The 22,869-nt window shown below is 58.2% G+C and carries 23 protein-coding genes; 16 read left to right on the top strand and 7 right to left on the bottom strand.

Annotated features, from left to right (window positions below):
* Window positions 1-9: 9 nt before the first annotated feature.
* Both NKH12_RS16985 and NKH12_RS16990 read right to left on the bottom strand, forming a co-directional pair.
* Window positions 10-1,155, bottom strand: a complete 1,146-nt coding sequence (locus NKH12_RS16985; RefSeq protein ID WP_352954189.1) for an ABC transporter ATP-binding protein — start codon at window positions 1,153-1,155, stop codon at window positions 10-12.
* Window positions 1,156-1,271: 116 nt separating this feature from the next.
* The gene (locus NKH12_RS16990; RefSeq protein ID WP_352954190.1) at window positions 1,272-2,045 is read right to left on the bottom strand and encodes an SDR family NAD(P)-dependent oxidoreductase; all 774 of its coding nucleotides are present in this window, start codon (window positions 2,043-2,045) and stop codon (window positions 1,272-1,274) included.
* 314 nt (window positions 2,046-2,359) lie between these two features.
* Here NKH12_RS16990 and NKH12_RS16995 point away from each other — a divergent pair, with 314 nt between their 5' ends.
* Complete coding sequence (locus NKH12_RS16995; RefSeq protein WP_352954191.1) at window positions 2,360-2,608, top strand: plasmid stabilization protein; 249 nt, start codon at window positions 2,360-2,362, stop codon at window positions 2,606-2,608.
* On the top strand, window positions 2,605-3,018 hold the full coding sequence (locus NKH12_RS17000; protein WP_352954192.1) for a type II toxin-antitoxin system VapC family toxin: 414 nt from the start codon (window positions 2,605-2,607) through the stop codon (window positions 3,016-3,018). Before NKH12_RS16995 ends, NKH12_RS17000 begins: the two co-directional genes overlap by 4 nt.
* Window positions 3,019-3,652: 634 nt before the next feature.
* On the opposite strand, the gene NKH12_RS17005 is transcribed toward NKH12_RS17000, so the two are convergent.
* Window positions 3,653-3,910 carry a hypothetical protein gene (locus NKH12_RS17005; protein WP_352954193.1) on the bottom strand — a complete coding sequence of 86 codons (258 nt, stop codon included), beginning with the start codon at window positions 3,908-3,910 and terminating at the stop codon, window positions 3,653-3,655.
* Here NKH12_RS17005 and NKH12_RS17010 point away from each other — a divergent pair.
* Entirely contained in the window at window positions 3,903-4,421 is a 519-nt protein-coding gene (locus NKH12_RS17010; protein WP_352954194.1) for a transglutaminase-like cysteine peptidase, read from the top strand. The two genes, NKH12_RS17005 and NKH12_RS17010, sit on opposite strands and share 8 nt — an antisense overlap.
* A 490-nt stretch (window positions 4,422-4,911) precedes the next feature.
* Window positions 4,912-5,649: a TylF/MycF/NovP-related O-methyltransferase gene (locus NKH12_RS17015; protein WP_352954195.1), complete on the top strand. Its 738-nt coding sequence runs from the start codon at window positions 4,912-4,914 to the stop codon at window positions 5,647-5,649.
* A 16-nt stretch (window positions 5,650-5,665) separates the two neighbouring features.
* Here NKH12_RS17015 and NKH12_RS17020 read toward each other — a convergent pair whose 3' ends face one another.
* Window positions 5,666-6,601 (bottom strand): GSCFA domain-containing protein, encoded by a 936-nt coding sequence (locus NKH12_RS17020; RefSeq protein WP_352954196.1) that lies wholly within the window; start codon window positions 6,599-6,601, stop codon window positions 5,666-5,668.
* Window positions 6,602-6,843: 242 nt separating this feature from the next.
* Window positions 6,844-7,077, bottom strand: coding sequence for a hypothetical protein (locus NKH12_RS17025; protein WP_352954218.1), 234 nt, complete (start codon window positions 7,075-7,077; stop codon window positions 6,844-6,846).
* Between NKH12_RS17025 and NKH12_RS17030 the strand changes: the two genes are divergently transcribed.
* From NKH12_RS17030 to NKH12_RS17060, 7 genes are all read left to right on the top strand, one after another.
* Window positions 7,055-8,707 (top strand): ABC transporter ATP-binding protein, encoded by a 1,653-nt coding sequence (locus NKH12_RS17030; protein WP_352954215.1) that lies wholly within the window; start codon window positions 7,055-7,057, stop codon window positions 8,705-8,707. The two genes, NKH12_RS17025 and NKH12_RS17030, sit on opposite strands and share 23 nt — an antisense overlap.
* 6 nt (window positions 8,708-8,713) lie before the next feature.
* Window positions 8,714-9,892: a hypothetical protein gene (locus NKH12_RS17035; protein WP_352954197.1), complete on the top strand. Its 1,179-nt coding sequence runs from the start codon at window positions 8,714-8,716 to the stop codon at window positions 9,890-9,892.
* A gap of 8 nt (window positions 9,893-9,900) precedes the next feature.
* Window positions 9,901-11,088 carry a hypothetical protein gene (locus NKH12_RS17040; protein ID WP_352954198.1) on the top strand — a complete coding sequence of 396 codons (1,188 nt, stop codon included), beginning with the start codon at window positions 9,901-9,903 and terminating at the stop codon, window positions 11,086-11,088.
* Window positions 11,089-11,344: 256 nt separating this feature from the next.
* Window positions 11,345-12,250, top strand: coding sequence for a glycosyltransferase family 9 protein (locus NKH12_RS17045; RefSeq protein WP_352954199.1), 906 nt, complete (start codon window positions 11,345-11,347; stop codon window positions 12,248-12,250).
* 190 nt (window positions 12,251-12,440) lie between these two features.
* On the top strand, window positions 12,441-13,475 hold the full coding sequence (locus NKH12_RS17050) for a hypothetical protein (RefSeq protein ID WP_352954200.1): 1,035 nt from the start codon (window positions 12,441-12,443) through the stop codon (window positions 13,473-13,475).
* 38 nt (window positions 13,476-13,513) lie between these two features.
* Entirely contained in the window at window positions 13,514-14,278 is a 765-nt protein-coding gene (locus NKH12_RS17055) for a sulfotransferase domain-containing protein (protein WP_352954201.1), read from the top strand.
* The gene (locus NKH12_RS17060) at window positions 14,275-14,961 is read left to right on the top strand and encodes a sulfotransferase family protein (protein WP_352954202.1); all 687 of its coding nucleotides are present in this window, start codon (window positions 14,275-14,277) and stop codon (window positions 14,959-14,961) included. The genes NKH12_RS17055 and NKH12_RS17060 overlap by 4 nt, the downstream gene beginning before the upstream one ends.
* Window positions 14,962-14,979: 18 nt before the next feature.
* Here NKH12_RS17060 and NKH12_RS17065 read toward each other — a convergent pair whose 3' ends face one another.
* The gene (locus NKH12_RS17065; protein WP_352954203.1) at window positions 14,980-15,900 is read right to left on the bottom strand and encodes a sulfotransferase family 2 domain-containing protein; all 921 of its coding nucleotides are present in this window, start codon (window positions 15,898-15,900) and stop codon (window positions 14,980-14,982) included.
* Window positions 15,901-16,296: 396 nt separating this feature from the next.
* Between NKH12_RS17065 and NKH12_RS17070 the strand changes: the two genes are divergently transcribed.
* From NKH12_RS17070 to NKH12_RS17090, 5 genes are all read left to right on the top strand, one after another.
* The gene (locus NKH12_RS17070; RefSeq protein ID WP_352954204.1) at window positions 16,297-16,908 is read left to right on the top strand and encodes a sulfotransferase domain-containing protein; all 612 of its coding nucleotides are present in this window, start codon (window positions 16,297-16,299) and stop codon (window positions 16,906-16,908) included.
* A 119-nt stretch (window positions 16,909-17,027) separates the two neighbouring features.
* Window positions 17,028-18,197, top strand: coding sequence for a glycosyltransferase family 4 protein (locus NKH12_RS17075; protein ID WP_352954205.1), 1,170 nt, complete (start codon window positions 17,028-17,030; stop codon window positions 18,195-18,197).
* A 125-nt stretch (window positions 18,198-18,322) separates the two neighbouring features.
* Complete coding sequence (locus NKH12_RS17080; RefSeq protein WP_352954206.1) at window positions 18,323-19,138, top strand: glycosyltransferase family 2 protein; 816 nt, start codon at window positions 18,323-18,325, stop codon at window positions 19,136-19,138.
* Window positions 19,139-19,181: 43 nt separating this feature from the next.
* Complete coding sequence (locus tag NKH12_RS17085; RefSeq protein ID WP_502910805.1) at window positions 19,182-19,952, top strand: glycosyltransferase; 771 nt, start codon at window positions 19,182-19,184, stop codon at window positions 19,950-19,952.
* A gap of 526 nt (window positions 19,953-20,478) precedes the next feature.
* Window positions 20,479-20,934, top strand: coding sequence for an NUDIX hydrolase (locus NKH12_RS17090; RefSeq protein WP_352954207.1), 456 nt, complete (start codon window positions 20,479-20,481; stop codon window positions 20,932-20,934).
* Window positions 20,935-20,991: 57 nt separating this feature from the next.
* Here the strand turns inward: NKH12_RS17090 and NKH12_RS17095 are convergent, their stop codons facing one another.
* The gene (locus NKH12_RS17095; RefSeq protein ID WP_352954208.1) at window positions 20,992-22,707 is read right to left on the bottom strand and encodes a hypothetical protein; all 1,716 of its coding nucleotides are present in this window, start codon (window positions 22,705-22,707) and stop codon (window positions 20,992-20,994) included.
* Window positions 22,708-22,869 lie beyond the last annotated feature (162 nt).

The following is a 22,869-nucleotide window of genomic DNA, read 5'->3' on the forward strand; positions in this document are numbered from 1 at the left end:
TTTCCGGTTCTATCGAAAAACAAGCATGTCCCTGGCATTCCACCCCAGGAACACGCTTTCGCCTATGTCGAACTGCGTGTGCGCGGCGGGATCATGGTCGAAAACGCGAATGACCTCGTCGCCAATCGCGGCGCAGGCTACCTCGTAGACCATGCGCTCGCCTTCGAAGATTGTGTCGGTGACAGTCCCGGCCAGCACGCAATCGAGCTTCGACAGCTGAGCAGCATCGCCGGCGAGACGGATCTGTTCTGCTCGGATCGCTCCCGACGCCTTGCCGCCCTCGATGGGCGGATTGACCGGATGGCCGACCTTGCCGGCAAGCATCAGAGCACCGCGAAGGATGGAGACGTCGCCCCCTTCCGATACGGACCGTACCGTACCGGCAATGAAGTTGGTGACGCCGATGAAATTGGCGACGAAGGCGTTGCGGGGCTGACGGTAGGTGTGGATCGGCCGCGCCTTCTGCTGGATCTCGCCCTGATCCATGACGACGATGTCGTCGGAAACCACCAGCGCCTCGCGCTGGTCATGGGTGACGTTGATCGTGGTGACGCCGAGCTCGCGCTGGATGCGGCGGAATTCGAGCTGCATTTCCTCGCGCAACTTGCGGTCGAGTGCAGCCAGCGGCTCGTCGAGAAGCAGCAGGTCGGGCTCGAACACGAGAGCGCGCGCGATCGCGACGCGCTGCTGCTGTCCGCCGGAAAGTTCGTGAATGCGCCTGCCGCCGTAGCCCCCGAGGCGGACCAGCGCGAGATATCGCTCGACGCGTTCGGGAATGGTGCGTGCGTCGCGCCGACGCATCTTCAGCGGGAAGGCGACATTCTCTGCCGCCGTCATATGTGGAAACAACGCAAGCCTCTGAAAGACCATGCCGATCGACCGCTTGTGCGGTGGTACTGCGCTCACCGCTTCGCCGTTGATGAAGATCTCGCCGCTGCTCGGGGTCTGGAACCCGGCGATCATGCGCAGGAGGGTTGTCTTGCCGGACCCCGAGGGCCCGAGAATGGTGAGGAAGCGGCCCTTCGGCAGATCGAAGGACGCATTCTTGACGGCATGAACCCCATCGAAGTCCATCCCGACATTGCGGACCGTGACCGCGATTTCCCTGTCGCCTTCCGCTTCGCGCGAAGCTGTGGCTCGGAAAGGCTCCTGCATTGTGGTTCCCCTTTTTGCCGCCAGTCGCATGCAAGAACACCCAGCGTGTCAGGTGGTATATACAACCATATACAAGATCGGTCTACACGGTCCTCATTGCACCGAACCTCAATCGCTCAGATGGATGCGAGGTAGCCGCCGTCGACTGGGAGGCAATGCCCGGTGACATAGGCGGAAGCCCCGCTCGCAAGGAACACAACGGCGCCGGCCAGATCCTGCATCGTGCCGAAGCGCCGCTGCGGGATCTTGGCCAGCATCGCTGTCTGCCAGTCGGGATCCTGATAAAAGGCATCCGTCATCGCCGTATGGAAATAGCCCGGAGCGATGGCGTTGACGCGGATGCCGAGCGATGCCCATTCCGCGGCGAGCGCGCGCGTCATGCCCAGGAGCCCAGACTTGGACGAACCGTAAGGCACCGCGGTCGGAATGCCGACATAGGAGGTCAGTGAGCAAAGATTGATGATCGCGCCACCGCTCTTGTCGGCAGCCATCCGCCGCGCCGCAGCCTGCGCGCAGAAGAAGGCGCCCTTCAGATTGGTCGATACGATGCGGTCCCACACTGCTTCGTCCACGTCGAGCGAGGGCTGGACTTGTTCGTAGCCGGCGTTGTTGACTAGGATGTCGAGCCCACCAAAGCCATTCGCGACATCGTCGACCACCACGCGGATACGGTCGGTGTCGAGCACGTCGAGAGACCGGCAAAGCGATCTTCGCCCGTTAGCGCTAATTCGGTCCGCCGTCTCACGAAGCGATGTTTCGTCGCGGGCGGTCACCGCGACGTCGGCACCAGCCGCGGAGAGCGCCTCCGCCATAGCCTGGCCGATGCCGCGGCTGGCGCCCGTCACCAGAGCCGTTTTTCCCGTCAGGTCGAACAAGGGAGCGGCATCCATGGCGTTACGGTTCCTGCATTCCCGAAAATTGAATGCGGGAAGCGAACACCAGTTGCGGCCGGTTGTCTATACATCTTGCGATCTTCGCTGGCGGCAGATCACTGATCAGCGCCAGTAGGGCGGGATGTAGAGGTTGTCGCGGGCCAGCCTTCATCTCCTGTAGTAGTCGCTGCTTGGTCAGGGCGTTCAGATAAACCGAGCCCGCTTGGCAATATCGGCGAAGACGACCTCGCCCAGCTCACGGATAGCAAGCCATCACCTGCCATCTTGCTAGCAGTGCGATGAAGGGCTATATCTGTGCCAAAGGAGTCCATATGGCCGAACCTCAGCTTTCCGTACGCAGCGCCAAGGCGCGTGATCTTGCGCACCGGCTTGCTCGACGCGAGAACCGCTCGATCGCCGACGTGGTCGAGCGTGCCCTGGAATCCTACGAGGTCCGGGAAGCAGGTCGCGAGCCGGCATCGACGTTCTACGCTCGTATTGCTAGCGCTTATGGCACCGAAATCGACCTTGAAGCAGTAATCCGGGATGATCGGCAGGTTCATGCGGGACCTGAGCTTTGATCTTCCTTGATACAAACGTCATTTCCGAGACGTTGAAGAAGTCGCCCGATCCTGCCGTGATCGCATGGTTGGTCCGCCATGACGCTGAACTTGCGCTTCCGACCGTGACGATTGCCGAGATCGCCTTCGGCATCCAGAAAATTCGACCAGATCAGCGTGCCGAGCGTTTGGAGCAGGGGCTCTCGGATTGGCGTCGTCGGTTTGCTGATCGGATCTTCGGGCTGACCGAGGAAGCCGCGATGGCCTACGGGGAAATCATGGGTACTGCCGTGCGGCAGGGCCGGGGGATGTCAGCGCCCGACGGCATGATTGCTGCAATCTCAAAGGTGAATGGTGGCCGCTTGGCGACGCGGAATTTGGGTGACTTCGGCACGACCGGTCTCAAGTTGTTTTCTCCGTGGGAGTTCTGACCTGGGATATGGGCTCATTCGGTGAGGTTGAAGCGGAACCGATCGCAGCGCTTGAGACATTCAATTCATCCATGGCAGCAGGATTTCTTGCGCTCCCCTGTCCAACCACCCTCGTTGCATGGCGGGTGATTGGACATTTTTCCATGGGAGGACAAGGTCAGTATGTTAACGGCCCGCCCACGGTGCACGACCCTGAGGACCTTGCCGGGCTGTGGTTGTTCTTCTTTGGGGGCTACCACGGGCTGAGGCAAGGAAGCCGTATGACTGGTGTCCAACGTCATTTCGCCGTTGTCGACGCTAGTAGCAAATCCGCGGGTGGGATCGCGATCCGGGTTTTGATTGGCAGCGAGCGAGACTCCCGTCGACATGGCAAGAAGGGCTTGTTCATCGTATTTTCCTTTCTTCGAATGAGCAGACCGGCCAATCGGCGGCTCGCGCGCTATGGACTCCTGCTTGCGAAATCGCTGTCGGCTTTCCGTCCCGTCACTATGACGAGGCTTCCTGCTCACTATTGAAACTTACGCCACGTCTGTCGCGGAGGTTTGCCCGGGTGCCATCGAAACGTATCCGAATGTATGTGAATCTACGCGAGAGCCCCGTAGCTCTTGGACTTCGGTCGCTTCGACAAATTTGGCTACAATTTTATCTCGGCCGCCTGTCCACGTTTGGCGATGGCGACGTCGCTGTAAATTTGTGACGGCTGCGTTGATGTGCCCATGAAAAGATGGTAACGCGATATTAAAGATTGTTTCGGGTCGTTACCTTGGGCGGGGCGAATGGGATTGGTGATACCGAGGGCATGGCTGTGTGCCGGCCTATTGTTGGGCTTGATGATGTCCGCGACGCCGATGGAGAAAGCTTCGGCGGATGCGGTGCCTGGTGCCATGGCCATCGGGCAGCGGAGTTCCATCCCGGTCGGCTACATGGAATTCTGCCGAAGGCAGGCCGCAGAATGCAGGATACGATCGGGCAGGGTCCCTCCAGTCCTTTTGAGCAGAGGCATGGAAAACAAGCTCGCGTCCGTCAACAAGCTGGTGAATGGATCGATCAAGCCCGTGAGTGATTTTGCCGTTCACGGCACGATGGAATTTTGGTCCTATCCTGTTAGCGCGATCGGCGACTGCGAGGACTACGTCCTGCTTAAGCGTCAGATGCTCAATTTGGAGGGCATATCGCTCTCGAACCTTCTGATCACCGTCGTCAGAAAGAAGGACGGCGAGGGGCACGCAGTGCTGACAGTCAAGACCGACAAAGGCGACTATGTGCTCGACAATCTCAGCGACGATGTGAAGCTTTGGTCGGAAACTGGATATAGATTCCTAAAAAGGCAATCGTCCACGCATAGCGGGCGCTGGGTCGCGATACTTGAACACCCCGATGTTCTGGTCGGGGCAGTCGACTGAACCTCTCGATTTGCGACTGAACAATACCTGGCGCACCCGCGCCTTGCTCGAGAATGGCGGGAATGCGCCAGCCAGCCGTTCTCGCTGTGTTGAGACCTGTGGCCTTCCTCCGCCAGCGATCGATGTTGAGGGCTGCCTGCCGCCGCCAAGCGCGATGACGAGCCTGAGCTTTTCGATGGGCATCTGCCGCAGGCGCCGTCACTTGCGGCGCGCGCAGCGCCAGCCGGGCAATGCGTTAACTCAGACAGTCCGCCTGGGATCGACTACTTCCTGCCTGGGGCTAGGCACGTGACCCGTGATCTTCAGTCGCACTCCATGGGAGTTCCATTCTCGGCGCTGGCTCTTATTACGAGCACTCTGAGCGCTTCCTTGCGGCGCTCGATAAGCCAATGTCCTTCAGCCGGGAACTCGATTTCATTCCGCGTCTGATGCCGGCAGAGCTTTCTCTTCTGCCCGTTTTGTGAACATATCGAAATGCTGGAGGATACAGATGAAATTGAGAGACGCGGCACTTGCTGTTATTTCGAAAAAACGCAGAGGCGTGGCTTGGTATAAGGTCTCTCAGAAGAAGGCCGACAAATACGGCTTCTATGTTTATTCCAGTCATATGGTCTGGAAGGACCAGCCGTTTTTCCGAAAGGCGCTGCAGCGGGTCAAAGACATCCGCGGGATCCCAGATCCCCGGGCTTTCGTCCTGCAAAGCTGCTTGCGATCGATCGAGCGCATCGATGGCGATGTGGCCGAATGCGGCGTCAGGCAAGGCCGGTCGACGATATTCATGCTGATGAGCGATCTTCGGCCCCGGCAATACCACCTTTTCGACTCGTTCGCTGGCCTCTCCGAACCAACCGCAGAGGATCGCAAGCTAAACGGCCGAACGCCATGGAAGTCCGGCGATCTCAGCACCGACGAGAAGATAGCCAGAGAGAATATTTCCGACTTCAGCAACACCACTTTTCATGTGGGATGGATACCAGACACTTTTTCCAGCGTATCCGACCGGCGTTTCGCCCTGGTCCATATTGACGTCGATCTATACGAGCCGACACGTGACGCGCTTGCCTTCTTCTACGATCGGGTGTGCGCGAATGGCATGATCATCTGTGACGACTACGGCTCTGCGCTCTGTCCTGGAGCCCGAAAGGCATTTGACCAATTCTTCGAAAACCGCCCGGAAGGCATCATCGAGCTTCCAACGGGGCAGGCGATCGTCGTAAAGGCAAGCTAGCGCTGAATGGCTGCGGCTACGGCGACGACGGCGAAAAGAACGCATTGAAGAACTGTTCAACAATCTCGTCGACGACTGATATCTTTACGTGCCGTAAGTCCTCTCGATAGCTACGAGCAAGGCCTCTATAGGTGACAAACTCGAACGAGGGAAGGTAATGGACATTGTCCCGTTCCCGGCAGACTTGACCAAGCACAGCCCGAAGAACGGATTTGCCTTCAGTGCTCGCGGTGACGACATCCACGTCTTGAAACGTGCGAGCCAATGCAACCGGTGAGACTGTGAGAATTATCGGTGCATCGGGTTTGTGTTGACGGACCATGTCCACGGTCGCCATCACGTTGGCGTAGTTTTCCTGGAAGCTGCTGACGTGAAGCGTCGTTTCCTGCATTCCGCCTCCGCCACGATAAAGCGGTTTCTGTGCTGCTACTTTGCCACTGGCCCTGTTGATGAAGACCTCAGTCATTCCGAAGGTGAATATGAATGCCGTGGCTGCATCAAAGCCAACCCGCATCTCTCGGTTCATGCTCTCGATCACCTCTTTGAGAACTTCCGGAGATTTGGCGAAGATGCCGCGGCGGTACGGGTCCTGAAAGCAGATTGGGCCCCAAGGAGCACGTTTCTTGACCTGCCACCAGTCGTCATCGGCCTGATCCCACAAGCCAAGCATTTGCTCGACCTGAAGGCGAACAGTGAATGTGTTGTAGAAGTTCATATGCTCCTGCCGAGGCAGCTCATCTACAATGGCCTGTGTCGGGTCGAAGCTGATATTTCTGTAAGACGGAACGCATGCGATATGCCTGCTTGTCAATGCACGTCGAATTTCCTGCGCGAAGCAACTCCCCATCGTGAAGAATATATCGTCAGAAGTGAATATTGAAGTTTTGCGGATTGTTATGGTGCCAGAACTGGCAAAGTCGTCATACTTCGTGTTTGGTTTGTTCGATGCCATCAAACGAATAGGTTTAATGTATCCGAGTTGGTGGCGGAGCCGAAGATACTTTCGTCGAACTCGCTCTAGCAATGTCACAATGGCTCCATGATCTTCATAGCCGGCCGCCGACAGCAATGCCCGACACTTAGTCCGCTTCGCCGCTAGCCGCAATCAGGAGGATTCAAGATTGACTATAACTTCGAACGAAGTCAGACGTCAGGTATCAGTTTGGCGCATGTGTGACGGCGCCGAGAAAATTTTCATGGATCGGCAGGAGCGAGGGTCGTCAGAAAACGATACATCGCATCGGGAAACGGAATGAGCGCAAAGAAACGAATTTCAGCGGCCCTGACGTATCCGCCGGTCAAGCGCCTGATCGTCGAAAACCTGCCACCGCATAAGACGCTGTATTTGACAGGCTTGCTGTGTTCGATCGCCGCTGCGGCGGCGACCGGCGCAACGGCTTGGATCATGAGTGTCATGATCAATACCATTTATGTGGATCGGAACGCTGCCGCCGCATGGGGTATCAGCCTCGTGATCATCGGCATTTTCCTGATCAAAGGGATCGCTGACTACTGCCAGACTATTACGACGGGGAAGATTCGCCGGGCTATCGTTTCGGACCTTCAAAATCGGCAGTTTTCCCGAATGGTGCGTTTCGACATCGGCCGGTTCGCCAACCAGCATCCGGCGAAATTCGTCTCCAAAATCATGTTCAACGCGCGCGCCGGGGCCGCCGTTATTCTCACCCTCACAAGCAGCTCTGTCTCCGATGTGCTCAAGCTGATTGCCCTGGCAAGCGTCATGGTCAAGCAGGATCCGGTGATGTCGCTGATATCCGTGACGGTTCTACCGCTGCTGTTCCTATCGGTGGGCGCCATAACCAGGAAGCTCAAGGCGCTGGCAAGGGGTGAGACGGAGTTGGCTGCACTGGTCCAGTCGATCGGCACGGAAGCCGTCGAAGGCATCCGCACCATCAAGTCCTTCCAACTCGAAGACAAGGCAGCCGCCAGCTTCGCAAAGGCCGTCGGCAAGATGGAAAGGCGCGGCATCCAGATCAACCGGACATCGGCGTTGATGAGTCCGTTGATGGAGACCGGCGGCGGTTTCATCATCGGCCTTTTCGTTATGTATGCCAGTTGGCAGACCCTCGGTAACGGCAAGACGCCGGGCGAATTCATGGGCTTCATAACCGCCTTTATGCTTGCCTATGAGCCCGTCAAGCGGCTCGCCCGGGTCAATGTCGACATCCAGAAGCAAATGGTGGCCGTCGAGCAGATGTATGATTTGATCGATACCCCCGAACAGCGACAACTCGCAACCGCGGGCGAACATCTCACCGACGTCGAGGGCAGCATCCGTTTTGAAGATGTCGCCTTCACCTATGGCGGCAACAGCCCGGCGCTGCATGGTGTTTCCTTCGAGGTGCGACCTCGTGAGAAGCTGGCGATCGTCGGCCGCTCCGGCGCCGGCAAGACAACCATCGTCAATCTTGTCCTGCGCCTGATGGAGCCGGACAAGGGCAGGATTCTCCTCGACGGAAAGGATATTTCGAAGATCAGCCTCTCCGACGTTCGCGACAATATCGCACTGGTGTCACAGGACGTCTTCCTGTTCGAAGGCTCGATCCGTGACAACATTCGTGACGGACGCCCGAACGCCACGGATCGGGAGATCGAGTCCGCGGCGGATCTCGCCCGGGTCACCAGCTTTGCCTCTAACCTGGAAAACGGGCTCGACACGCTTGTCGGGCCGAGCGGTACCAATCTATCGGGCGGACAGAAACAACGCGTTGCCATCGCGCGCGCCCTGCTCAAAAATGCTCCGGTGATTGTCTACGATGAAGCAACATCCGCGCTTGACGGCGAAAACGAACGGGCGGTCATGGAGGCTGCCTTCGACGATGCATTTCAGCGCACTGTGATCTGCATTGCGCACAGGCTTTCAACGATCAAGGCGGCCGATCGTATTCTGGTATTTGATGCTGGCATGCTCGCGGACTCCGGGACTCACGACGAGCTTGCCGAGCGCAGCGAAATCTATCGCTCGATCTTCCATCTGGAAGCATCCGCTCCGATCGTTGAAGGCGGCAAAACGCTGCGGCAGAGCGTATCGCGCTGAAGGCCGATGACCAGCTTTTACCACGGTTCCTATATCCGGTACGTGATTGGTGGATTGGGCCTGCGGTTGCGCCGATATACAAAGGCCGTGCGGAGGCTGTTTACCGGTTCCAAACCCCGTTCCGTTCTTGAGCAGCAGGCCAAGGTCGACGCGCTGATCGCGCGCAGGGACTGGACAGGTCTTGAAGCAAGTACCAATGAAATGGCCATCATGGCCGATCGTGCCCGCGACCCTGAAATGATGCAGAAGGCAGGCCAGGCGTTCGAACGGCTGGGCAACTTCGCGCGGGCGGCCGAGCTTCGGCTTTCCGCTCGCCGGCAACGAAAAGGGAAAGGTGTCGATGAGTGGACTGGAGAAGACCTCGGTTCGGATAGACTGCTGATCGATCTTGTAGAGGATGACCCTCGCAGTCTTGGCCGGGTTATCCGCCATGCGCGACTAGCCGGCGCCGCCGCTGGATGTGCGCAAAGCGCGACAATTCGGGTCGAGCCGCGTCTCGTATCGCTGCTGCAGCGGACGTTCCCGAATGCGACCGTGGTTCCAGCGCAGCAGAATGTCGTTGGTGACAAATTTGCGACCTTCGAAAATCTCGCTTGGGTTTTCGGCCGCGATGCCGAAAGACTTGCCGCCGATTTCGTGCCGCTGCGGGCAAATCCTGAACTCGTCCAGACATTCCGCAAGCACTATCGCTCGATGACGGATCTGCCGCTGGTGGGTCTGTCCTGGGGCAGCAAATCCCACACCAAGGACGTGCCTGATTTCCCCGAATGGGCACGCTTTATCGCCCGGACACACGCGACGTTCGTTTCCCTCCAGTACGGACAGATCAAGCCGGCGCTACGGCGCCTGCGCAACGGCAATGATGCGCGGCTTATCTATGACGATAGTGTCGACCAGATGGTTGATATGGACCGTTTCGCGGCGCAGGTCGCCGCGCTCGATGCCGTCGTAACGATCAGCAATACGGCGGCCCATCTATCCGGAGCACTCGGCGTGCCGACTATTTTCCTGATCGACGACAATTTTCAGACAGCGTGGCCAGTGATTGGCGATCGAACGCCCTGGTATCCGAACGGCGTCGTCATGCGCAAGGAAGGACGCGCGTGGCCGGTGGTGCTCGACGACGTCGGCCAGCGCCTCTCGTCGATTCTGACGGCGCGTTCGACGCTGTCTAGCGATAGTTGAGGGTCGCCGTGGCGAGCAGACGATCCATCCTTGAGAAGGCAAAAGCCGCCGACCTGCGCCCGCAAGGTGTTGACGGCAAGCGGCTGCAGAAGGTTCTCGATCGGGCGAAGAAGTTTTTTAGGCGTCCCTCGCGCCATGCTGACGAAAGCGTCGAACGGCATATGAGCCTGATGGCGCAGAGTGTCGAGCGGCGTGACTGGCAGGCGGCCCGGGATCATGCGCTGGCACTCGGCCTGCTCGGTGAGCAGCTTGGCGATCCCGGGCTTGTCAAAAAAGCCGGGCGTGGACTGAGACGTCTCGGCGGCGGGAATCGTGCCTGGCAGCTGATTGCGTCGAGCAAGCAAGTGCCGGGCCGGCCCGAATGGGATGGCAGTGATCTTGCGGGTCGCCGGCTTGCCGTCGAGCGGCGCGAAGGCGATCTTGCAATCTTCCTCCAGTTCGCATCGCTGCTTGGCCCGGCGATTGCAGCTGCCGACCGATGCACCGTCTTTGTCGAGCCGCGATTGGCGCCACTTTACCGCAGAACATATCCTGCGCTCGATGTCAGGCTAGAAGGAGAAGAGGAGGTGGCGGCGATGGACGCCGATGTCTTCGCCTGCTTTGAGACACTGGCGAAGCACTTCTGGCCGGATGAGCCGGCAGCACGCGCGCCGTTCACTCCGTTGGAGCCGGACCGCCGACTGGTCGCCGAGTTACGCCGCAGCTATCTCGATCGTGGCCCGGGGCCTCTGATCGGCTTCGCCTGGGGAAGCTTGAACAAGAGCAAGGATCTGCCGGCTCTGGATGATTGGCAGGCGTTGCTCGGCAATCTGCCGGGACGTCTCATCAGTGTGCAATATGGTGACGTCGGGCCAGCGCTCTCCGAATTCGAACACTGGGCGCCTGGACGCATTATTCATGACGCTTCCGTCGACCAGTTGTCGGATATGGACCGCTTTGCCGCGCAAATCGCGGCGCTCGATGCGGTGGTGACGATCAGCAATACCGGCGCCAATCTGGCGGGAGCGCTTGGCGTTCCGACTGTCGTCATGCTCGACGATGGGTTTCGGCTGTCGTGGCCTGCCTTCGGCGAGACGGTAGCCACATATCCGAACATTCGGCTGGTTCGAAAGGGTGGCCAGGCATGGGGGTCTGCAATGCAGGAAGCAGGCAAACGGGTTACACAAATCATCGATGGAGTTGATGATGGCCGGTAGCCAATTCCTTCGCCGGTTCCGCCGCGGTGTCGCGCTTGCAGGCTACAACTACAAGGTCTGGTTCCGTCGCCACCGGCGGCAGCTTTTCCTTCGCTGGCGTGAGGGCGACATTGCCGATCAGATGGCGGATTATCGGCGAAGCGTTGAGGCGCGCGATTGGCCGGCAGCGCTGCCGAAAGCGCTGGCTCTGGGGTCGATTGCCAAGTCGCGGGGCGAGGTTCGCCTGCTCGACGAACTCAGCAAGGCGCTGATGCGTATGGGCGCCTACGGCCCGGCGGCCGAGCTCAAGATCGCCCGGCGCCACATCGTTGAGGGCCACGTCAACGGCGAATGGCTCGGCCAGGATATCTCGGACCAGACCCTGCTCGTCGATCTGATGGAGACCGAAAAGCAGGGGCTGGCCACCGCGATCCACCATGCGAGTTCCGTCGGCCGTGCGCTCGCCCGGGCCGCTCGTTTGATCGTCCTGGTCGAGCATCGGTTGGTGCCGCTCTTTCAGCGGACATTTCCCGCCGCCGATGTGCGAGCGGTCGGTCCCGGCACCAAGGCCGCCTACGGTGAAGCCCAGGCCTTTGCGGGCGTTCAGCATCTGACGGCCGTATTCGAGACAGATGAGACCGCGATCCGGAAGAATTTTGTCCCCCTGAAGCCGGATCCGGCCCGGGTCGCTGAACTTCGTGCGCGCTATCGGAAGGATGGCCGGCCGTTGGTCGGCATCGCATGGGGCAGCTCCAATCCCGGCAAAGACCTGCCGCCACTTACGGCATGGCGCGGGCTTCTCAGCCGCCCGGACCTCCGGTTCGTTTCGCTGCAATATGGCCAGGTCGCGTCCGACCTGAAGATCCTGACCGATGGCGAGCTCGCGCGTATTCTCCATGACGGATCAATCGACCAACTCGTCGACATGGACCTTTTCGCGGCGCAGGTTGCCGCGATGGACGCCGTGGTAACCATCAGCAATACCGGGGCGCATCTGGCCGGCGCGCTCGGCATCCCGTCGGTCTTCATTCTTGGTGATGGGTTCAAACGTTCCTGGCCGGTCGAGGGCGATCGCACACCCTACTATCCGTCCGCAGTGCTGGTCTCGAAACGGGAACGGCCTTGGGCCGCGGTGATGGAAGATGCACAAAACCACATGGGCTCACTCATCAGCGCTGGTTGAATCCACCACGCAAGACATCGCGCGTGTGCCAGGCAGGTCACAACCGGCGAAGTAGTCAAGCGCCTTTCTTGACGGCGAGTGCATTGTAAAATACCCGGCGGGCGGCGTTCTAAATTTCACGGATAAGAGGCGATGCATATCTTTGGGTAGGTTGGGAAACAACGCGGCTTCTCCTGTCAGGGAAGGCTTTGTGCAGCGGCTCCTCGCGGCGTACCGGCTTGTCCATCCAGGAAATCTGTTCAAGCGCGGGCGTATCTACGCTCGCGGCAGAGCAGCGAAGAGGACTGTCTACTTCGTCCCCCACAACCGCAACAATGTTCGGCTGCTGGCAGACGCGGCAGGTATACTGGTTGACTGCGGCATCCGATGCGTGTTCGCGCATCTTGATGGATTGAAACGTGGCGGCGTAGCGCGGCCTGAACTCGACGCCCGGGGAATATCGCATATCGGCTTTGCCGAACTCGAGCGGATGATCAGACCCGGCGACATGCTGGTGACTGGAAATGACTATGCGCCGCAATTCTTTAGGCGGTTCATAGACTCCATTAACTTCGGGATGGTTCGCGTGGTCGGCCTCATCGGAGGTGCGCGACTGCTGCAGCCGCATCGATTTGTGAGAGCTGACTACATCCTGTCGATGGGACCAGCCGCGCTGCAGCAAAGACGACAGCCGACATACGTTGTCGGCTCCCCGGTCATTGAGCGTGCCGTCGGAAGTGCTGGGGCCAGGCACGAGGAAGGGCTTTTTGTGCTGGTGAACTTCAAGGGGGATATCGAAGACCCCGCAGATCGCCAAGCGATTGAAGCCGTGGCAGCCGCATGCGCTAAACTCGGCCTTGCCTATGTCGTTAGCGTCCACCCCACGATGTTCGCAAAAGTCGATATCCCGAACAAATCGACCCTGGATTTCGCACAGCTGCTCCCGGACGCTCTGGCGCTCGTAACGCGCCCAAGCACCACTGTTTACGAAGCAATCGCCTGCGGCATTCCGGTGGTGCTGTTTCCGCTGGTTTCGCCCATGGTTGAGTTCGACAGCCCTATGGGCGCTTTCAAACCAACATTGTCGGAGCATGACCTTGTCGACGATATCCGCGCTGCGGTCAGGTCAAGGCCGACTTATTTTGAGCAAAGTCGGGACTTCCTCAACGCCAATCTGTCGATTGATCCAAAGGTGCCGGCTTCGCAACGGATCGCCAATGCCTTAATCGATATTTACAATCACTGATCTGCTCGATCAAAGCGCCCGCAATCGGAGTCCGCAAGTTGAGTTTGTTTTCCAAGTTTTTTGCAAGAAAGCCGCCCCTCCTTGTCGTCTCGTTTCCCAAATCCGGGCGGACCTGGCTGCGCGTAATGCTTGACGATCTGGGCGTCGATGCGGCTTACACGCATGACGGTTCCGACCACAAGGATTTGCGTGACATTATGCAGATCAGCCCCGACAAATCTCGCTACAAACGGCAGCGAATTCTATTCCTGACGCGAGACCCCCGCGACACTGCGGTGTCTGGATATTTTCAGGTCAACAAACGCCATGGGCTGGAAGCAGGTCCGATCGGCGACTGTATAAGAAGCCCCAACCACGGTGTCGAGAAGATTGCCCTTTTCAACCTGCAGTGGTTCGCAGCCGCAAGTCACCTGCGAAGGGTTGCGCTTCTGCGCTATGAAGATGTGCAGCGGGATACCAACGACTCATTGCGCAGCATCGGGAAATTTTTGGAAAAATCCTTTGAGGAGTCCCAGCTTGCTGATGTTGCCGTCAGCAGATCGTTCAAACGCATGCAGCAATCTGAGATGTCAGGAGAACTGGGTGCGCGCTATGGCGGGAGATTGCAACCGCGCAATCCTGACGACCCGGAAAGCTTCAAGGTTCGAAAAGGTAAGGTCGGTGGTTATTTGGACTACCTCAGCGCGGATGATGTAGCCTTCTGTGACGATGTGCTTGCGCGGCTCGATTACTGGAAGCGGCTCGACGAAGCCTTTCAGCGGCACGGCATATCTTATGTCGACGACAGGGCAGGTGTGAATTGATCCGATCCACCGGGTTTGTCTGCGGATGCGGGCATAGCGGCACTACGCTGATAGCGACGATTCTTGCCTCGCATGCCGATGTCTTTTTGCCATTCGAAGAAACCAATGTGTTTTTCAAATGGACCCCACTTGCGCTGTATCGCTACTCAAAGCTGAAGCAGGCGGCCATTGGCGCGGGCAAGTCGGTGCTGCTTGAAAAGACACCGCGTCATATCAGGCGTGTCGACCGGATACGACGCCTGGTGCCGGGCGCGAAGTTCGTGATGCCGGTACGCGATGGGCGCGATACCGTCGCTTCGCTGACCAGGCGGCTTGGCGATGCGACCGAGAGCCTGGATCGCTGGATTTCGGACAACACAATGGTGCTTGCCGAGCGCGGCAGCGCGGACGTCCTGATTTATCGTTACGAAGATCTTGTCGATGACCCGCAAACCACCGTCGAAAAGATCTGCACCTTCCTGGGATTGTCGTTCGACCAGAGTTTGCTCGACTATCATCGGAACCCGCAACGATGGTTCACACTTGACGCGCAACCCCAACACGCCGCGTTGCGCAACCAGCAGGTGAACCAGCCAATTTATGATGGCCGCGGCCGCTGGAAGGCTGAACTGGGTCAGCAGGAATTGATGGAGCTTACCGAGGGGCGGGGGAAACCCCTGATGCAGGCATTTGGATACATTTGAGACGGCCGCGCGACCACTTTACTCTGGAAGCGCGCGCGGATAGCCAAACTGATCGAAGTCGCGCTCATACGCACGATAAATGGTGTCAGCCAGCTCTGGCGTGAAATAGTCGGCAAGCCTGCGGCGCGAGGAGGTGTGCAGAGGAGGCATCGCCGCGCGTCGCACCTCGTCGCTCGCATCGACATGATCGAGAACCCGTTCGAAATCCTTTGCGAAAGTCTCGGTCTTACCGATGAGGTCGAACGCAACCCCTGGAAGGTCGATGATGTCGCTTTGCCTCTGCCAATGCTTGTCGATGCGCCATGTGGACGTCGTGCAGGCAAAGGCGACGAAATCTGCAAAGGACAGGCTCTTGTCAGCACCGACAGGCAGCGCCGGATCAGCCCTTTCGCGGTGGGCTAGATAGACCTCAACCCTGCCATAACCGGGCACTAGGGGACGTTCACGATATTGGTCGGCCCAGCACGACAACAGCCTTGTATAGGGATTGCGAACGAAGGTAAATCGCAAGGCTTCGGGACTTGTGGCCATGCGATAGAACTGCACGACTCCATGGCGAGGCGCCTGCAAGTTCGACGCCTTTCGGTTGTGCACCTTCCAGTTCTGGTCGCTGCGCCACCCCGACACGGTGTCGTTGCCGATCATGGCTGCAAGGTTGCTGCGAATGCGGCTGCTCGCCGCCTTTGGCGTGGCGAGGTACAGGATCTTGAGTTGCGGGACTACGTCGATCAGGTCGTCCGGCAGATATGCGGTTTCCATAGCTCTGCGGTAAAAAGCCAACGCCTCGGGATTGCGCCAGCTCAAAACCTGCTCGACAACCCGCCACCGAAGCGACCGCAGTTTCGGCCTCAACTGGCGTTCGATTTTCCTCAATCCACGAGTCTGCTTCGATTTCGGGACGGGAATCTCATACGACAGGTCGGGGGTGCTGGTGTTCATCCGCTCTTCCTATTAGTTTCTAAATGCCTCACCGCTGGGAAAACCGCAAGCAACAGTGGACAATCGACCCAAATCTGTTTTCGCCGCGCGCCAGCACCGACTTCCTGATCTACCGCAACAGTGATTTACAGTTGACCAACCCGTCGCCGCGATTGGGAAGCGCTTATGGTGAGGCGCGACAAAATATGTGGTTGCTCGTCGGCCAAGTTTGATCGAGATGATTCGTCATGTCATAAGGTCCGGGAGGCGGGTCCTTAGCAATCGGCAGATGATAGGAATGTTTGCGAGGTGACCATGAAACTACTGCGGTGGCTCAAGCCGAAGGCAGACGGAAATTCAACTAATTTAGGCGTTTGCATTTCCTACCCAAAGTCAGGGCGGACATGGTTGAGAGTCATGCTTGATCAGCTTGCCGTCGGCCTTGATTATACCCACGGCGGCAGCGTGTTCCACAGAAAAGATTTCCGCTCTGCCGACGCTTTTTTGGGAAAGCGGCCCCTGATTTTTTTGCATCGCAATCCGATCGACACAACAATTTCCGGATATTTTCACGTCACCAAACGCGAAGCATGGCGCGGCCTATTCCAAGGTGATTTGTCGAGCTATGTACGAGACCAACGGTTTGGTATCGAGAGGACAGTCCGGTTCAATGCAATGTGGCTGGCCGCAATCAGCGAAAGAGACGATGTGTTGATCACACGATACGAAACGCTCCACAGCGATGCCCTCTCCGAGCTTAGCCGAATCGCAAAATGGATGAAGGTAGAATCAGACGAGGAGAAAATTACGAAAGCAATTAACGCCGGTCGATTTGAGTCCATGAGAGCCAACGAATCCTCTGGGCAAAGTGATGAGAGCTATGGCCATCGCTTGAGAACGGTAGACAGAATGGATTCCGATAGCTTTAAAGTTAGACGCGGCGTAGTTGGCGGGTATAAGGACTACCTTACCGAAAAAGAAATTTTATACTGCAAAAATATCATGGAAAATTATGGAATAACTGCCTAGCAATAACCACAATATTCACTACGGCAGTGCAGGCGGATAGCAAAACTGGTCAAATCGCGCTCATCCGCGTGATTCATCAATTCACCAGTTCCGGAGTGCAAAAAGTGTAGCGAGATCGCATGGATTTGTCACAGCATGATCAACGGGTTCAAGCTGAACCGAAGACGCCTATTGTGTTCGTACGCCAGCGCTATGCGCCTTTTGGCGGAGGCGAGATCATGCTGGAAAACATCATGGCGGCGTTCGCCGCGCGTCAACGGCCGGTGGCCGTGCTGTCCGGCGACTGGCCGCGATATGAAGGCATAGAATTCATCCAGTGTGCCGGTCGCCGCTTTCCCCGCTCCTTGCGGGCGACGTCCTTTGCTCGAGCCGCCTGCCGCAAGATCGCCGAAATGCCGCCGGCCTTGGTGCAGAGCAATGATCGTCTTCCATGCTGCGATGTCTTCCGGGCCGGGGAAGGCGTTCATGCCGCCTATCTTGCCGAGCGGCGGCGTTTCGAGACGCGGCTTGACAGGGCAGCGATGGCGCTTAGCCCCTTTCATCGCCAGACGCTGCGTCTTGAACGCACAACCTATGCCAGCCCGCGGCTAAAAGCTGTGATCGCCATTTCGAAAATGGTGGCTGAGGACATTGTCCGTCACTACGACTATCCGGCGGAACGTGTGCACCATGTTCCCAACGGGGTTGACCTTGACCGCTTCAACCTGGAGCTGCGCCAACAGCATCGGGCGGCGGTCCGCGCGCAGCTCGACGTCGACGATAACAGGCCGGTCGTCCTGTTTGTCGGCTCGGGTTTTGCGCGAAAAGGCCTTCTTCCATTGATGAAGGCTGTCGCCACGCTTGATTGTGAGCCGGAGTTATGGGTCATTGGCCACGATTCGCGCGCCAATGCCTTCAAGCAGGCTGGCGACAGACTTGGTCTTGGCGCAAGGCTCAGGATGCTGGGGCCGCAGAAAGACACGTTGCCATGGTACGGCGCGGCGGACATTGCCGTGCTGCCTTCCATTTATGATCCATTCGGCACAGTAGTGATCGAAGCCATGGCCAGCGGCTTGCCCGCCGTGGTAAGCACCGGGTGTGGCGCGCGCGAGCTTGTCGATCGGTTCGACCCGGCGCTTGTTTGCGACGCAGCCAGCGTAAACGACCTCGCCGCCGGGCTTGCCCGCGCGTTGCAGCTGTCGTCACGGCCTGAGACTGCGGCTAAGGTCAGAGCGGCGGCCGAACACTACGATTTCAACGTCATGATCGGGAGAATGATAGCGCTCTACGAAAGTCTCGACCTGAGATAATTTTCGACATTCTTTTTGAATCCGTTAGTATCTTGAATCCGTTAGTATCGCTCGGAGTGCCAACAGGCGGGGGGGGCAGTTTCTTTGAACAACAGTAGCAGTTTTGATGCCGGAACCGTCTGACCGTGCCGGCGCTCTCAGTCATCATAATCAGCCGCAATGAGGAAGCGTGCATTGCACGTTGCCTTCGCTCGGTGCATTTTGCCGACGAAATCGTCGTCCTCGACAATAACAGCACCGATCAAACCAGGGACATCGCCAGTGGACTCGGGGCCAAGGTCCTGATCACCCTCGATTGGCCCGGTTTCGGCGCGCAAAAAAACCGTGTCCTCGCCGCGGCGACAGGCGATTGGGTCCTTTCGCTTGATGCCGACGAATGGGTCGAGCCACCGCTGGCTGCAGAAATCAGAGCCGCTATCGCCAACCCAAAAGGCTATGATGGCTTCGAAATACCAAGAAGATCCCGCTTTTGTGGGAACATCGTCCGCCATGGCGGCTGGTCGCCCGATCTGGTGCTCAGGCTTTTCCGTCGACAGTCCGGGCGCTTCAGCAACGACACGGTGCACGAGAAAGTTGTGGTGAATGGGAAGGTCACGCGATTGTCCCACTCTATGGAGCATGACTCCATCGCCGACCTGGCAGACGCGCATGACAAGATCGGCCGATACGCAGAAGCGTCCGCGGCGCGGCTGCTTGCCGAGGGCAGAAAAAGCTCGATAAGCAAGGCGGTCTTCCGCTCGGTCTGGGCCTATATGAACAGCTACGTTTTCAAGCTGGGATTTCTGGATGGTTCGACCGGTGCGATGGTCGCCGCTTATTCGGCCAGCTACACCTATCAGAAATGGGCGCTTGTCGCATTGGGCAGCGAGACGAAATCCGCCGAAAAAAGCCGGCCCGCGGTGAAAGGCAAATCCGTGCGGTTCAGAAATCGTCCTGGCTAATTTCTGCACCATTGTTGCCGAGTTGTTGCCAGACAGTTAGTGTATGACCGTTTTGAAATCAGGAGCCAAGGTACTGAATATGACTGATGCGTTTAGGGTATTCGTTGGATGGGACAGCCGTGAACCGATCGCCTACGACGTAGCGCGGCACTCTCTGCTTAAAAACGCTTCGGTGCCTGTCTCCGTTATTCCAATCAAACAGGACGAACTGCGCGCTCGTGAACTGTATTGGAGGGAAAAAGATCCGCTCGCGTCAACAGAGTTCACCTATACGCGGTTTCTCACGCCTTTTCTCGCCGACTACACGGGTTGGGCCTTGTTCTGCGATTGCGACTTCCTGTGGCTCGGTGACGTCGCAGGTTTGCTGGAATACACGAAGTCGGATAAGGCGGTCTATTGCGTCCAGCATGACTATACGCCGAAGGCCACCACCAAGATGGATGGCGTGGTTCAGACGTCCTACCCTCGAAAGAACTGGTCCTCGCTGATGCTGTTCAATTGCGCGCATCCTTCGGTTAAATCGCTTACGCCAGAGGTCGTGAACCGCGAAAGTGGTGCCTACCTCCATCGAATGCAGTGGGTCGCCGATGAGGACCTGGGCTCGTTGCCAGTAGAGTGGAACTGGCTTGAAGGTTGGAACGAAAAGCCGGCGCTTGGCACACCTAAGGCGGTCCACTATACGAGCGGCGGCCCGTGGTTTGCCGAGTGGCAGAATGTCGACTATGCGGATCTGTGGATAGCCGAACTCGACGAATTCTTGAGTAATGCCGATCAGACAGAAGCGTCTCTTCGCGCTCGGCGAGCCGGTAGCTAAGCCAACCGATCGGCTCGACTATATCAGACGTTTCGTCGAGGTCGCCGGCAACACGCGGTTCGTGCAGATCGGCGAACAGACCGCGCGTGTCTGGCCGAAATCGAACCGAGCGGGTCGTCGCAAAGCCATTTTTGGCGGCGTGCTTTCCAGCGCGCCAATGAATCGCCTTGGGCCAATCGCACCCGGTTCAATTCCGCAGGGCATTGCGGCATTTGTTCGCGGATTGCCGACCACTCCGGATCGAATGAGTTTGCACTCGCTACTGTGATTTTCTGAGGATCACCTCTGGCGGAGCTATTGGCCCTCCGATGCCTGTTGGCCCAATCCGCCCGATGAGACGGGACGGGGCCGCAGCCCAGAGGACGATATGCGGTCGTCTTTGAAAAGCGGGGGGCTCGATCGTTTCGTGTCGTATTGATGGGGTGTAGCCAGTCGCATCGACACAGGGCAGGGCAGTCTATCGACAAACCGAACATCCCGTTCAGCCTACCTGCGATGGTAGGCCGGATTCAGGAGGCTTGAGGCGATGGCGAAAAGAAGTGCGGGCATACTGCCTTACCGCAGATCGAGCAACGAACTGCAGGTGTTGCTTGTTCATCCGGGCGGGCCGTTCTGGCAAAGCCGCGATCTTGGCGCATGGTCGATTGCGAAGGGCGAGTATGGTGATGACGAACAGCCGGAAGCTGCGGCGCGTCGCGAATTCGTGGAGGAAACCGGCTGGGAGATCAAGGGAGCACTGCTTCCGCTGGGAGAACTGCGCCAGCGCGGCGGCAAGCTCATTACGGCGTTCGGCGTCGAAGGCGATTTCGACGCCGGCAGCCTGCGCAGCAACATGTTCGAGATGGAATGGCCGCCGCGCAGCGGCCGCATACAATTCTTTCCAGAGATCGATCGCGCAGGGTGGTTCGGCCTGGATATGGCCCGGGAAAAGCTACTTGTCGGTCAGCGGCCTTTTCTCGACCGGCTTGTGGTGTCTGTCTAAGGGTCGGGGCAAGTTCTGTGCAGAACAACTAACGGTATCCTATTCGCAGGATTACGGTCAGTCTGCGATGCTAAGGCCCGCTTTCCTCAGCGAGCCGAGGAAAAACTCGACATCTTGCGATCGGGCCAACCGCGCCGAAACCACCTGGCGCATGTTCTTCACCAAATCAGGTTGATTTTGGTTCAGCCATGCGACCTCGCGATCAGCGGCGATTTTGTATCCTCCCTCGCCGAAAACGGCAGCCGCAAGCAAATGATAGACCGGATTCGACGGAAATGGCGATTTGTTGATCCACATAGCTGCCTGAGGATAATCTCCGCTGAAATACGAGCAAAGGGCCAAATCCACGTCATAGTAGCCTGACCCTGGGTTCTTCTGACGCGCTTCCGCGATCAACTGGCATCCGTCATGCCAGTTTCCAGAAACCGCCAGACGCTCTCCATATTCGCCCATAAACTCGGTGTCGTTCGGGTTGATGGTCAAAGTCTGCTTGCCCACTTTCAATGCGGCATCGATCTCCTTGTGGAAATAGAGCGCAACCATTTCTGCCTGGCGTCCGCGGATGTTGACAGGGTCAACCCCCACAGATCGCCTTGCCGCCGCCAAGGCGCGCTCGAGCGCAGCGGCGGACTGTGCGGGGTCGCCTGAAAACTCGAATCGATAGTCATCTATGTAGATCAGCGAAAGAAGGCCCCAGGCGGTGGCGTAGTTTGGAAAGCGGTCCACTGCCTTCTCAAGGCACGCGCGTACCGATGAACGGCTTTCTGCATCGACACCGGCCCGATATGCGTAGAAGGAAAGCGTGCAAGAGTAGGCGGCCCAATCGTCCGGCGGATTGTCGACTTGGAGATTGGCGTCTGCCTGAAAGATGACGCCATATGCCTGGGCCAGGCTCGATGACACATTGCGCGCGATGTCCGTCTGGACTTCCATAAGCTCCGCCACTTTCAGCCCACCATCATAGCTTTCTGCCCACAGAACCGAGTTGTCCGCCCGGTTGAGCAGCCGGACCCGAAGGCGGAAGGCATCGGTCGACAGGTTCACGCTTCCGGCCAGGACATATCGTGCTGGCGAGATCGATGAATCCTCCCCCTTTGCGGCCGACTCCACGACCACGATGTCCTTGAACTTGGAAAGCTGGCTGACGACTTCCTGCTTTAATCCACTCGCGACGGCCGCCGCGGCGTGAGTGCCGTTCAGATCGTCAAACGACTCCACAAGCACCCGAGGCGTTTCCGGGGCGCCCACTCTGACGGAGGTCCACCACCACGCCAATACAAATGCGCCGGCCGCGAGAAAGGCCACAAGGACAGACGGCAGCAGCAGCCGTGACGGCAAGCGCCGGAAGGGAAGTTGAGCGACAGCAGCAGAAACAAGGGGCATCGGTGGGTCCACCAACAACGGTTGCGAACGGAGCGAGAAGACAGGAACGTAGCCGCCTTTCGGAATCGTGATGAGAATTGGATCGTCATGTCCGGCAGTCAGGTAGTATCGCTCGAGCCCGCGCCGGAGGTGGCCAGCCTCGATGCGGACAATCGGATCCGTCTGCGGGTCGAAGGCCATATCGCGGCCGAACACTTCGACGGCGATCGAATACGCCTTGATACGATCGCCGCGACCGGCCAAGGTCTCCTCCACCACATGGCTGAGGAAGCGGCGCTCGCGACCGGTTGCATCGAAGTCCGCGCTGTTGAGGATCAGGACAAGCTGGGCACGACAATCCTCCGGGGTGAGCTCATGCCCCCTCCCTGCGGCTGGTTCCGCCCGGATCATCTTGGTTCCCTCACCTGACGTCCTGGGAGGATTTACTCCCAGTTATATTTTCTTTTTCGCCGGTTACCTCTGCCGCGTAATTTACATGCGCGAGCCAATTCTTGCAATACTCCTAGTAGTCTGAACGAATAACATCCGGATGACGGCTGCGGTTTGCGCAAC

The sequence above is a fragment of the Mesorhizobium sp. M1322 genome, from assembly GCF_040318085.1.
Lineage (GTDB): Bacteria > Pseudomonadota > Alphaproteobacteria > Rhizobiales > Rhizobiaceae > Mesorhizobium.

Coding starts and splice junctions, on each gene's coding strand:
- NKH12_RS16985 (WP_352954189.1), bottom strand. CDS start 1,155: ATGCAGGAGCCTTTCCGAGCCACAGCTTCGCGCGAAGCGGAAGGCGAC.
- NKH12_RS16990 (WP_352954190.1), bottom strand. CDS start 2,045: ATGGATGCCGCTCCCTTGTTCGACCTGACGGGAAAAACGGCTCTGGTG.
- NKH12_RS16995 (WP_352954191.1), top strand. CDS start 2,360: ATGGCCGAACCTCAGCTTTCCGTACGCAGCGCCAAGGCGCGTGATCTT.
- NKH12_RS17010 (WP_352954194.1), top strand. CDS start 3,903: ATGGCCATCGGGCAGCGGAGTTCCATCCCGGTCGGCTACATGGAATTC.
- NKH12_RS17005 (WP_352954193.1), bottom strand. CDS start 3,910: ATGGCCATGGCACCAGGCACCGCATCCGCCGAAGCTTTCTCCATCGGC.
- NKH12_RS17015 (WP_352954195.1), top strand. CDS start 4,912: ATGAAATTGAGAGACGCGGCACTTGCTGTTATTTCGAAAAAACGCAGA.
- NKH12_RS17020 (WP_352954196.1), bottom strand. CDS start 6,601: ATGGCATCGAACAAACCAAACACGAAGTATGACGACTTTGCCAGTTCT.
- NKH12_RS17030 (WP_352954215.1), top strand. CDS start 7,055: ATGAGTGTCATGATCAATACCATTTATGTGGATCGGAACGCTGCCGCC.
- NKH12_RS17025 (WP_352954218.1), bottom strand. CDS start 7,077: ATGGTATTGATCATGACACTCATGATCCAAGCCGTTGCGCCGGTCGCC.
- NKH12_RS17035 (WP_352954197.1), top strand. CDS start 8,714: ATGACCAGCTTTTACCACGGTTCCTATATCCGGTACGTGATTGGTGGA.
- NKH12_RS17045 (WP_352954199.1), top strand. CDS start 11,345: ATGGGCGCCTACGGCCCGGCGGCCGAGCTCAAGATCGCCCGGCGCCAC.
- NKH12_RS17065 (WP_352954203.1), bottom strand. CDS start 15,900: ATGAACACCAGCACCCCCGACCTGTCGTATGAGATTCCCGTCCCGAAA.
- NKH12_RS17070 (WP_352954204.1), top strand. CDS start 16,297: ATGCTTGATCAGCTTGCCGTCGGCCTTGATTATACCCACGGCGGCAGC.
- NKH12_RS17075 (WP_352954205.1), top strand. CDS start 17,028: ATGGATTTGTCACAGCATGATCAACGGGTTCAAGCTGAACCGAAGACG.
- NKH12_RS17085 (WP_502910805.1), top strand. CDS start 19,182: ATGACCGTTTTGAAATCAGGAGCCAAGGTACTGAATATGACTGATGCG.
- NKH12_RS17090 (WP_352954207.1), top strand. CDS start 20,479: ATGGCGAAAAGAAGTGCGGGCATACTGCCTTACCGCAGATCGAGCAAC.
- NKH12_RS17095 (WP_352954208.1), bottom strand. CDS start 22,707: ATGATCCGGGCGGAACCAGCCGCAGGGAGGGGGCATGAGCTCACCCCG.